The 10,873-nt window shown below is 72.8% G+C and carries 12 protein-coding genes; 5 read left to right on the top strand and 7 right to left on the bottom strand.

Annotated features, from left to right (window positions below; genetic code table 11):
- Positions 1-19 precede the first annotated feature (19 nt).
- Together K7G60_RS09970 and mscL are read left to right on the top strand one after the other, a co-directional pair.
- Positions 20-430: a hypothetical protein gene (locus tag K7G60_RS09970; RefSeq protein WP_308080608.1), complete on the top strand. Its 411-nt coding sequence runs from the start codon at positions 20-22 to the stop codon at positions 428-430.
- Positions 431-580: 150 nt separating this feature from the next.
- Complete coding sequence (gene mscL / locus K7G60_RS09965; protein WP_225800447.1) at positions 581-1,102, top strand: large conductance mechanosensitive channel protein MscL; 522 nt, start codon at positions 581-583, stop codon at positions 1,100-1,102.
- A gap of 19 nt (positions 1,103-1,121) precedes the next feature.
- Here mscL and K7G60_RS09960 read toward each other — a convergent pair whose 3' ends face one another.
- The 7 genes from K7G60_RS09960 to K7G60_RS09930 all read right to left on the bottom strand — a co-directional run bounded on the left by K7G60_RS09960 (position 1,122) and on the right by K7G60_RS09930 (position 6,929).
- The gene (locus tag K7G60_RS09960) at positions 1,122-1,337 is read right to left on the bottom strand and encodes a hypothetical protein (RefSeq protein ID WP_225800446.1); all 216 of its coding nucleotides are present in this window, start codon (positions 1,335-1,337) and stop codon (positions 1,122-1,124) included.
- Positions 1,338-1,379: 42 nt separating this feature from the next.
- The gene (locus K7G60_RS09955) at positions 1,380-1,784 is read right to left on the bottom strand and encodes a hypothetical protein (protein ID WP_225800445.1); all 405 of its coding nucleotides are present in this window, start codon (positions 1,782-1,784) and stop codon (positions 1,380-1,382) included.
- Entirely contained in the window at positions 1,781-2,434 is a 654-nt protein-coding gene (locus tag K7G60_RS09950) for a ubiquinol-cytochrome c reductase iron-sulfur subunit (protein WP_225800444.1), read from the bottom strand. The genes K7G60_RS09955 and K7G60_RS09950 overlap by 4 nt, the downstream gene beginning before the upstream one ends.
- On the bottom strand, positions 2,431-3,030 hold the full coding sequence (locus K7G60_RS09945) for a 4Fe-4S dicluster domain-containing protein (RefSeq protein ID WP_225800443.1): 600 nt from the start codon (positions 3,028-3,030) through the stop codon (positions 2,431-2,433). Before K7G60_RS09945 ends, K7G60_RS09950 begins: the two co-directional genes overlap by 4 nt.
- Before the next feature lie 7 nt (positions 3,031-3,037).
- Entirely contained in the window at positions 3,038-5,362 is a 2,325-nt protein-coding gene (locus K7G60_RS09940; RefSeq protein ID WP_225800442.1) for a molybdopterin oxidoreductase family protein, read from the bottom strand.
- The gene (locus K7G60_RS09935) at positions 5,359-6,504 is read right to left on the bottom strand and encodes an MFS transporter (RefSeq protein ID WP_225800441.1); all 1,146 of its coding nucleotides are present in this window, start codon (positions 6,502-6,504) and stop codon (positions 5,359-5,361) included. The genes K7G60_RS09940 and K7G60_RS09935 overlap by 4 nt, the downstream gene beginning before the upstream one ends.
- A 77-nt stretch (positions 6,505-6,581) precedes the next feature.
- A complete protein-coding gene (locus K7G60_RS09930) occupies positions 6,582-6,929 on the bottom strand; it encodes a hypothetical protein (protein ID WP_225800440.1) in 348 nt (115 codons plus the stop codon).
- Positions 6,930-7,228: 299 nt separating this feature from the next.
- Here K7G60_RS09930 and K7G60_RS09925 point away from each other — a divergent pair, with 299 nt between their 5' ends.
- From K7G60_RS09925 to K7G60_RS09915, 3 genes are all read left to right on the top strand, one after another.
- Positions 7,229-8,404: a low temperature requirement protein A gene (locus tag K7G60_RS09925; RefSeq protein ID WP_225800439.1), complete on the top strand. Its 1,176-nt coding sequence runs from the start codon at positions 7,229-7,231 to the stop codon at positions 8,402-8,404.
- Between the two features lie 121 nt (positions 8,405-8,525).
- Positions 8,526-9,602: a P1 family peptidase gene (locus tag K7G60_RS09920; protein WP_225800438.1), complete on the top strand. Its 1,077-nt coding sequence runs from the start codon at positions 8,526-8,528 to the stop codon at positions 9,600-9,602.
- Positions 9,603-9,674: 72 nt separating this feature from the next.
- The gene (locus K7G60_RS09915; protein ID WP_225800437.1) at positions 9,675-10,517 is read left to right on the top strand and encodes a DUF6227 family protein; all 843 of its coding nucleotides are present in this window, start codon (positions 9,675-9,677) and stop codon (positions 10,515-10,517) included.
- Positions 10,518-10,873: the final 356 nt, after the last annotated feature.

Here is a 10,873-nt window from a genome sequence, read left to right as displayed (position 1 = left end):
CACGTGCGCGACCGGCCCCGTGTGCGCGACGGCCAGCGCGCCCGTGGGGCCGGGGCCTTCGCGCGAGGAGCCCCCGCGGGCGGCCGCCGCCCGTGCGCGGCCGCCCGCCGCCGTGCCCCTGGTGTCCGCGCCGGTGCGGATCGCCGACGCCGCGACCGTACGGCTGCTGCGGCCCGGCGACCGGGTCGACGTGATCGCCGCGCCCCACTCGCCGCCGGCCGGGGAGGCCGGGGCCCGGGTGGTCGCCACGGGCGCCCGGGTGGCCGAGGTTCCACGGCCGGACGCGACCCGGCCGGAGGGAGGGGTGCCGCCGGAGGAAGGGGCGCCGCCGGGCGGAGGGGCGCTCGTCGTCCTGTCCGTGCCGCGGTCGACGGCGGCGACGCTGGCGGGTGCCGGCGTCACGTCCCTGCTGGCGGTGACGGTGTGGTGATTCGCACTGACTCGCTGTCAAGTCACCGTCCCGTGTGTACGGATTGGACGCCCTCGCGCCGTTCGCGGCCTAATGGCTCCGCACACAGCGGTACACGCGGCATCACACGTGACATCACACATGACATCACATGCGACGAAAGGCACCCCGGTGGCCGAGAAGAAGGAAAGTTTGCTGGGAGGCTTCAAGGCCTTCCTGATGCGTGGCAACGTGATCGACCTGGCGGTGGCGGTCGTCATCGGTGCCGCCTTCACGAACATCGTGAACTCGGTGGTCAAGGGAATCATCAACCCGCTCGTGGGCGCCTTCGGCACGAAGGACCTGGAAGGCTACTCGTCCTGCCTCAAGGCCCCCTGCCGGGTGGTCGACGGCGAGATGCAGGGCATCCAGATCCAGTGGGGCCTGGTCCTCAGCGCGGTGCTGAGCTTCCTGATCACGGCGGCCGTCGTCTACTTCCTGATGGTCCTGCCGATGGCCAAGATCCTCGCCAAGCGCGCCGCGCACGAGAAGGCGAAGGAGGGCGTCCAGGAGACCCTGGAGGTCAGCGAGCTGGAGGTGCTCAAGGAGATCCGCGACCACCTGGTCGCCCAGCGCGGCCCGCACGTGAACAACACGACGCCGGGCTCCGCGGCCGCCGGTGGTGGGACCACGGGGGCGCACTCCACCTCCTGACCGGCGCGGTACGCCGGTTTCAGAGGTGGTGCGGCGGCTTCTCGTCGAGGAAGCGCGCGAGGTCGGCGGCACTGTCACCGCCGGAGGGAGGCCGCTCGCCCCACCCACGGTCCGTGTCGTCCGCGGATTGCTGGTCCAGCGGATCGGCGAAGACGAGGACCGGCTTCGGAGTGTTCTCGGGATCGGTGCCGGTGCGCTTCGCGTCTCGCGGGCCGTGGGCGGGGGCGGTGCTCATCTCTTCAGGGTACGCCCGCTCACCCGTCCCGCACCCCCCTGATCAGCGGTCTTTCGGGTCGATCAGCCAGAGGCCCAGCACCGCCAGGAACGACAGGACGAGGAAGCCCGCACCCCACCAGGCGGTGCCGGTGTCGCCCGCCATCCACTCGTCCACCACGACCGTCAGACCCCACAGCTGGCCGATGACGACCGTGAGCGCCAGCGAGAGGCGGGCCGAGAGCTTCGAGGAGCGTTCCGGCTCCTGTTCCGTCCCCGCCCCGGGGCCCGGCCCGGTGTGCCGGATCCGGGGGTCGCCGTAGCCGCTGGTGGGCCGGATCTGGGGATAGCGCTCGTGGACGGGCCGGTTCAGGCGCGGCTGCGCGCTGCCGGGGGTGTACGCGGGCGGGGGCGGGGACGCCGCCGGTTCCGGGGCCCCGGGGTCCCGGGGGAACGCGCTCTCGGTCATGTCCGCTCACTTCCCCCGGGCCGGCCGGGCGTCTTCGGCGCCGTGGCCTCCAGCCGGGCGCAGAGGGGGCCGCCCGCGCCGCGCTCGCGGCAGTAGCCCTCCTGGAGGCTCTCGCCGGAGCGGGCGGTGCCGACGGCCCAGACGGAGCCGTCCGGCTGCTCGACCAGGATCACCTTCGGCAGGCCCCGCGGGGGCGGGCCGGCGGTGACCTCTCCCGTACGGGCGTCGAAGATCCCCTCGTGGCAGGGGCAGTACAGCTCGCCCTCGCTCCCCCGTTCCTTGCGCCAGAGCACGGCGCAGGCGAGGTGGGTGCAGACGGCGGAGTAGCCGGCGAGGGTGCCGTCCTCCATGCGGACGGCGATCGCCCGGTCCTCGTCGCCGGGGTAGCGGAAGGCGAGGGACTCGCCCGGTTCGATCCGGTCGGCGATCTTCTTGAGCGGGGGGACGCCCTCGCCGTCGCCGTGCCGGTGCAGGATGCCGGAGGCGACACCGATGCCGCCGGCGGCGAGGCCCCCGGAGACGGTGGCGACGATCCGCAGGTAGTCGCGGCGGGTGGTGAGGGAGTCGGCGGCGATCCGGTCGTGGAGCGCTTCCTGGGCCGCGTCGGCGCGGACGCCCGGTGCGGGCAGCTCGGGGTCGGTGACGCTCAACGGACATCCCTTCCATTGATCTCGACGACGGGGAGGCCGCCGGGCACCGGCCACTGGACCTTGTCGGCGGGGACGACCATCGCCACTCCGGTGGAGACGGTGGTGGTGCCGAAGGCGAAGGAGTCGGCGACCTGGACGCCGGGGCGCTCGGCGCGGAGCTCGTCGAGGGTTCCGTAGAAGAGGGCGCCGGTGGGGCAGACGGTGGCGCACATGGGGGCGAGGCCGTAGGCGGTGCGGTCGTAGCAGAGGTTGCACTTCATCTGGAGCTTCGCCTGGAGGTCGATCTTGGGGACGCCGAACGGGCAGGCGTTGACGCAGTTGGCGCAGCCGATGCAGCGGGTGGTGTCGGCCTGCTGCACGACGCCGTCCGCGGTGACGAGGATCGCGTCGGCGGGGCAGACCTCGGCGCAGGGGGCGACGGGGTCCTCGCAGTGCATGCAGACGGTGGGGAGGGAGGCGACGGAGCGGCCCTCGTCGGGGTAGTCGAGGTGGATCATCGACTTGCCGCGGTGCGAGTCGCATTCGCGGCAGGCGGAGACGCAGGCCTGGCAGCCGATGCAGCGGCCCGGGTCGATGAAGATCGTGCGGCCCATCATGTGCGGGTCAGCTCCTCTCCGCGGTGCCGCGGCCCTGGGGGGAGGTGGGGGGCAGCGGGTCGGTGCGGGAGACCTGGGTCTCCGGGTAGGCCTGCCGGCCGGGGGCGGTGGGCGGGGCGGGGACCTCGTCGACGCGTTCGGCGGCCTCGATGCGGGCGGCGCACACCTTGTACTCCGGGATCTTGGAGCGCGGGTCGAGGGCGTCGACGGTGAGGGCGTTCGCCGCCGTGGGGACGGGCCAGTGGTACGGCACGAAGACGGTGTCGGGGCGGATGGCCTCGGTGACGAGCGCGGGGAAGACCTCGCTGCCTCGGCGGGTGACGACGCGGACGGGGTCGCCGTTGCGGAAGCCGTGCGAGGGATGGACCTCGACCCAGGGGCGGGGGGTCTGCTCGACGAGGGCGCCGAGGCGGCGGGTCTGGTTGCCGGAGAGGAAGTGGGCGACGGTGCGGCCGGTGGTGAGCGAGAGGGGGTACTCCTCGCTGTACGGGTCCATGGGCGGGTGCCATTCGACGACCTGCAGGTGGACCTTGCCGTCGGGGTGGTAGGTGCGGCCGTCCTCGAAGAGGCGGGGGGTGCCGGGGTGCTCGGTGGTCGGGCAGGGCCAGGCGATGCCCCCGGTCTCCTCCAGGCGCTCGTACGTGATGCCGTAGTAGTCGTTGACGGTTCCGGCGGAGGCGATGCGGAGCTCCTCGAAGACGGAGCGGGAGTCGGGGAAGGCGAACTTGTCGCCGGCGCCGAGCCGCCTGGCCAGTTCGCAGATGACCCAGGTGTCGGTGCGGACGCCGGCCGGCGGTTCCTGGGCCTTGTTGTGCTTGACGACCCGGGCCTCGGCGTTGGCCATGACGCCCTCGTCCTCGGCCCACACGGTGACGGGGAAGACGACGTGGGCGTTGGCGGCGGTCTCGGAGAGGAAGAAGTCGAACTGGGCGTGGAACTCGAGGGTGTCGTATCCGGCCTTGACGGTGGCGTAGTTCGGGAGGGAGACGAAGGGGTTGTTGCAGATGCCGACGAGGCCGCGGATCTCCCTCCGCTGCATCTGCCAGACCATCTCCATCATGGAGGTGCCGGCGGGCGGGAGTTCGGTCTCGCCGATGCCCCAGATCTCGCAGATCTGGCGGCGGTGCTCGGGGTTGGTGATGGAGCGGCCGCCGGGGAGGAGGTCGGACTTCTGGCCGTGTTCGCGGCCGCCCTGGCCGTTGCCCTGGCCGGTGATGGTGCCGTAGCCGGCGCCGGGCCTGCCGATGTTCCCGGTGGCGACGCACAGGTTGATGATGCTGAGGCAGTTCTCGACGCCCTGGGAGTGGTGCTCGACGCCGCGGGCGTGCCAGGCCATGGCCTTGCCGGCGCCGGCGAACATGCGGGCGACCCGGACGATCTGCTCCTCGGGGACGCCGCAGATCTCGGCCGAGCGGGAGGGCGGGTAGTCGGCGACGGTCTTCCTGACCTCGTCCCAGCCGGTGGTGTGGGCGGCGAGGTAGGCCTCGTCGGTGAGGCCTTCGGCGACGACGACGTTCAGGACGGCGTTGAAGAAGGCCGAGTCGGTGCCGGGCCTGAGGGCGACGTGGACGTCGGCGGTGCGCGCGATCGCCGTCTCGCGGGGGTCGACGACGATGAGGGTGGCGCCGCGGTCGCGGGCCCCCCACAGGTACTGGGTCATGACGGGGAAGCACTCGCCGACGTTGGAGCCCGCGATGAGCAGGCAGTCGGTGCGGAGGATGTCGGAGAAGGGGTTGCCGGCGCGGTCGATGCCGAAGGCGAGCTTGTTGGCTCCGGCGGCGGAGACCATGCAGAGGCGGCCGTTGTAGTCGACGTGCCGGGACTTGAGGGCGACGCGGGCGAACTTGCCGACGAGGTAGGTCTTCTCGGAGAAGAGGCTGGCGCCGCCGAGGAGCCCGAAGGAGTCGTTGCCGTACTCGCCCTGGATGCGGCGGATCTCGGCGACGGTGAAGTCGAGGGCCTCCTCCCAGCCGACCTCGCGGAACTCCTCGTCGCGATTGCGGCGCATGAGGGGGGCGGTGAGCCGGTCGGGGTGGTTGACCTGCTGGTAGGCGTTGATGCCCTTGGGGCAGAGCCGCATCCGGTTGATGTCGTGGTTGCGGGGCTCGACGCCGAAGACCTTGCCGTGGTGGTCGACGCGGAGGTACATGCCGCACTGGACGCCGCAGAAGCAGCAGTGGGTGGGGACGAGGGTCTCGTCGTTCTGGTCGGCGTGCCAGCGGTCGGCGGGGAGGCCTCCGGCGTCGCGGAACTCCCGGCTGCCGGGCGGGGCGAGGGAGGGGTCGAGCGGCAGCGGCCGGCCGGGGGTGGTCGCGGGGTCGGTCGCGGTCACTTGAAGCCCTTCTTCACGTGGTCGAGGTAGGCGGTGCCGCGCAGGACCCGCTTGCAGCGGGGGCAGTACTCGGCCCACTCGTCGAAGCCGAGGTCGAGGTCGCGCATGGTGCCCCGCAGGTTGTCCACGTACGGGGTGGTGTCGACGGGCTCGCGGCAGCGGCGGCACGTGAGGACCCCGTCGTCGTCCTTGCGGCGGGAGGTGTACTTGAAGAGCTGCATGCCGACGGCGGCGGGCCGCTGGACGATGTGGAAGAACTTCCCGAAGGGGATGTAGATCAGGGTGAAGACGACGGACACCATGTGGAGGACGGCGAGGAACTCGTAGCCGCCGCCGTGCAGGAAGATCGACGAGAAGGTCAGCAGCAGCCCGGTCACCGAGATGACGACGAGGGCGATCAGCGGCACCAGGTCGTAGGCGAAGCGCTGGCCGGTGACGGCGCCCCGGTCCTTCATGCGGCGCCGGAGGAAGTAGGAGGCGCCGGCGATGACGAGGACGGCGGCGATGTCCAGGCCGTGGAACATGAGCCAGCCGACGGCGTCGAGCGCGTCGAATCCGATGATCTTGAAGCCCCAGATCCGCATCTCGTAGCCGGGGCCCGAGCCGGTGGCGGAGGTGAAGGTGAACCAGCCCCAGGTGAGCGGGAAGGTGATCGCCGCCGCCAGCAGACAGCCCCAGAAGATGAGCTGGTGGGCGGCCCAGCGGGCGTGCGAGCGGGCTCCGAGGAACTTCTGGAAGCCGAGGTAGGTGGCGATCATCTTCGGCAGGGCGGTGGGCGCCCTGCGGAAGTTCGAGGCGGAGAAGAAGGAGCGCCAGCCCTGCCGGAAGAGGCGGCGGGCACCGGGCGCGGAGATCCAGACCGTGTAGCGGTAGGCGACGCCGAAGGCGAGGAAGACGGTGGCCACGGCGTAGGGCAGGAGGGCCGAGTCGAAGTCGCGGAGCAGGCGGCTGCCGAAGACGATCGCGAGGATCAGCAGGGCGGAGACGACGGCGCCGGCGAGGGCGGCGCGGCGGCGCACGGCGGCGGGGGTCCGGGGCGCGGGGCCGCCGGCCGCCGTGACGCCGGGTGCAGGGGCCGGGGCGGGGGCGTGGGCGGGGCCGGACGCGGAGGTCGGCTCGGCTGTCTGCGGTGGCTCGGTCACGCGGCCACGGTAAAGCCGTATGCCCCCATTGGTCCTGTTTTGACCACTCCGGGGGTGACCCGGGGGTGAGGGGTCGGTCAGACGACACGCAGCCCGTGGGCCGCGAACGCATGGCGGGCCGAGGCGAGCTGCCCGGGGGTCGGGGACGGCGTGCCGTGCGGGGTGAACGGCTTGGCGAGTGATCGCCACTTCGCTTCACCGAGCTTGCGGAAGGGCAGGATGTCCACGCGGGACACGTTGCCGAGACCGCCGTTGACGCCGGTCGCACCGCCCTTCCTCGCCTTCGGGAAGAAGAAGCCGATGTCGGCGAGGGAGGAGGCGAAGTTCGCGCCGCCGATGCCGCAGAGGGCGGCGATGGCGACCATCACGCCGTACGGGGTCGCCGGGTCCTGGATGGTGACGCCGAGCCAGATCAGCGGCACCACGAGAACGGCCGTCGACAGGGCGGTGAAGCGGCCGGGGCGGGTACGTCTCCGCCCGTGGTTCCGCTGTCCTGGACTACGGAACTCATGGCGCTTCCCTGATGTTTCGGGGCCTTCCTTGCCCCTCCAGGCCGCGTCCCGGGCCCGGAGGCACGTCAGTGCCGATGGTCGCCGGCCGAAGTGCCGATGGTCGCCGGCCGACCGGGCACAGGTCCTGCCGCCGCCGGGTCGCAGGGAGGTCCTGCCGGGCCGGACGCGCGCCATGCGAGCGGGCCCGCCGCACGCTCTGGTGTGCTGGGGCCATGACACAACCGTTCCTGCCCCTCACCGCTCGCTCCCGCGAGGAGTCGCACCGGGCCGCCACGCCCCTGGAGCTCTTCTTCGACCTGTGCTTCGTCGTGGCCGTCGCCCAGGCGGGCGCCGAGCTCGTGCACGCGATCGCCGAAGGCCACGCCGGCGAGGGCATCCTCAACTACGCGATGATCTTCTTCGCGATCTGGTGGGCCTGGATGAACTTCTCCTGGTTCGCCTCGGCCTACGACAACGACGACGTCCTCTACCGGGTCGTCACCCTCGTCCAGATCGCCGGTGTGCTCGTCCTCGCCGCCGGCGTCTCGCGCGCCTTCGCCGACCACGACTTCCTCGTCGTCTACCTCGGCTACCTCGTGATGCGGCTCGCCATGGCCACGCAGTGGATGCGCGCCGCCCACCACGCCACCGCCCCGGCCGAGCGGACGATGTGCCACCGGTACGCGGGCGGGGTCCTCGCCGTCCAGGTCGGCTGGCTCGCGCTGCTCCTCGCACCCGAGCCGGCCCGCCCGTGGGTCTTCCTGGTCATGGCGCTCGCCGAGATGGCCGTGCCGGTGTACGCGGAGAAGGACGACCCCAGCAGCTGGCACCCGCACCACATCGCCGAGCGGTACGGCCTGTTCACCATCATCGTGCTCGGCGAGACCGTCGCCGCGGCGACCGTCGCCGTGAAGACGGGCATCGCCGAGAACGACGCCCTCGGCGAGGTGCTGCCGATCGCCGCGGGCGGTCTGCTGCTGGTCTTCGCCGCCTGGTGGATCTACTTCGTCGTGCCCGCCCACGACCGGCTGACCTCCAGCCGCCAGGGCTTCCTGTGGGGCTACGGCCACTACGTGATCTTCGCGTCGGCCGCCGCCGTCGGGGCCGGCCTGGAGATCGCCGTCGAGCAGGCCGTGGGCAAGGCCCACATCTCCACGCTCGCCGCCTCCGCCGCCGTGACGATCCCGACGGCCGTGTTCCTGCTGTCGGTGTGGCTGCTGCACGCCCGCTACTTCAAGGTCGGCATCGCCCAGCAACTGGTCCTGCCGGTGGCGTCGTTCGCGATCCTGATGTGCTCGTTCGCGGGCCGCTGGGCGGTCCTCGCGGCCGGCCTCGTCGCGGCGGCCACGGTCGCCGTCGGGGTCACCCTGACCGCCCGCAACCCCCGCACGCGCGCGACGGCGGCCTGACGGGTCCGGAGGACGGCCGCTGGATCACCGGGACCGTGCTCGACGCCTCGGGCGGCACCTACCTCGGCCCCAAGCGCTGAGCCGGGCCGCGGGGAGCCAAGTCTCGTGGTAGGCAGGGGCCATGACACTCCCCGAGGAGACGGACGGTCAGGACGGGATCACCGATGTGAGCGGGCTGCGCGTGGGGCACGCGCGCGTGGCCGGCCCAGGGGCGCTGAGCGGCACCACGGTGGTCCTGGCGCCGGAGGGAGGGGCCGTGGCCGCCGTGGACGTCCGGGGCGGCGGGCCGGGCACGCGGGAGACGGACGCCCTGGACCCGCGGAACGTGGTCCAGCGGATCGACGCGGTCGTCCTGACGGGCGGCAGCGCGTACGGCCTGGACGCGGCCGCCGGGGTGATGGCCTGGCTGGCGGAGCGGAACCGGGGCGTGCGGGTGGGCCCCGACCCGTCCCACGTGGTGCCGGTGGTGCCCGCCGCGTGCGTCTTCGACCTGGGCCGGGGCGGCGACTTCACGGCCCGGCCGGACGCGGCGACGGGCCGGGCGGCGGCGGAGGCGGCCGACGCGAGCGGGGACCACGCGCGCGTGGAGACGGGCGCGGTCGGCGCGGGCACCGGAGCCGTGGCCGGCGGTCTGCGGGGCGGGGTGGGGACGGCGAGCACCGTCCTGGAGTCGGGGATCACGGTCGGCGCGCTCGTGGTGGTGAACGCGGTGGGCTCGGTCGTCGACCCGGCGAACGGCGTCCCGTACGGCTGCTACTTCACGGCGGGCCGGCTCGTCTTCCCGGAGCCCCCGGTCCACGAGGCGGCCCGGCGGCGGCTCGCGGAGGCGCGGAAGGCGTCCGCCCCTCCGCCGCTGAACACCACGCTCGCCGTCGTCGCGACGGACGCGGCGCTGACCCGGGCCCAGGCGCAGAAGGTCGCGGGCACCGCGCACGACGGCATCGCGCGCGCGGTGCGTCCGGTGCACCTGATGAACGACGGGGACACGGTCTTCGCGCTCGCCACCGGGGCGCGGGAGCTGCCGGAGGGGCCGGGTCCGCTCGCCCTGAACGAGATCCTGGCGGCCGGCGCCGACCTGGTGACCCGGGCGGTCGTCCGCGCGGTCCTCGCGGCCCCCGGCGGGCTGCGCGGCCCGGGCGGCGACTTCCCCTCGTACCGCGAGCTGTACGGACCGGTCGCGGACGCGTACTCCCGGTAATACCAGGGGAGTTGGAGAAAAGGGGCGGGAACTTCCCGGGAGAGCCCTTCGTTTTCCGGAACCCCGGACCAGATGTCAGACCCAGGGACTACGTTAAGCAAGCACCAAGTGACATGCGGCGACGGCCTGGAGACCCTCTTGAACGATCCGCAGGATCCTCACGATCCGTACGAGACGACCGAGACGCACCTTGAGCGGCTCCTCGGCCGGGCGCTCAACTCCTTCGACCTGCCCGACTCGACCGTCGAGCGCCTCGGCACGGCGCTCGCCCACTCCAGCGTGCTGCACTCCTCGCACCACAGCGCGTCGCTGCACCGCACGACCCACCGCCACACCTACCTGCTCGCCGACGGCAGCGCGCTCAGCCTCTGGGAGCTCGTGCACAACGCCGGCCGGGACGGCACCGAGCAGCACGAGCTGTACACGGAGGAGTCGGAGGCGCGGCTCGCCGCCTCCCGTCTCCCGACGGGGGCCCTGCCGGGCCGGCCGGCGGAGCGCTCCGACCGCCGCCTCCGCGACGAGGACGACGACCTGGAGCTGCTGAGCGCCCTGCTCGCCCGCCCGATACCCGCCCAGCCCCGGATGTACGTGCCGGACAACTCCGCCGACCATGCGCGCCGTGTCCTGCGCCGCGCGGAGAACGCGGACCGGCCGGGCGAGCGGACGGCCCGCCGTCTCCGGTTGGCCTTCGCGCACCACATCACGCAGGCCTTCGGGCGCCACTGCGCGGTGGAGGGCGGCCGGGACGCCGGCTTCACCCTCTACGAGCACCAGTTCCTGCTGCTCGACGGCAGCGAGGTCAGCCTCTGGGAGGTCGAGCACACGGCGACGCCGGACGGCCGGCACATGTGCGAGGTGTACGAGGACGAGCACGCGGCCCGCGGCGCGATGGAGTCCCGCTCCCGCGTCCGCTGACGGCCGCACTCCCCGGCAAAGGGCCGCCGGCCCCGTTCCGTCCCTCCGGGGGCGAGGGCGGGGGCGGCGGCCTCGTCCTGCCGTCGGACGGCTCCCGATCGCGCAGAGGCAGATCGACGGCTCCACGGCAACACCGCTTCCGGCGGGTCGGTCCGGGTGACCGCAGGACCGGGAACCGCACGATCAGGCCTCCGTCACCCCCGTACGACACTCCTGACGGCGTCCCGGGGTTCGCTCCCGCGTACGCGCCCATTCGACGTCACCCGTAGGCCGTGGAGTTGATTGCTCCTCAGGATCCTCAAGATGTCGCGACGGCGACCCGATGACCTGGAGGCAAGCCGAACACGCTTGCGCCA

Source organism: Streptomyces sp. NK15101 (assembly GCF_020400725.1).
GTDB lineage: Bacteria > Actinomycetota > Actinomycetes > Streptomycetales > Streptomycetaceae > Streptomyces.
The sequence above is the reverse complement of the archived record's forward strand: the minus strand, read 5'-3'. Positions and strand labels throughout refer to the sequence as shown.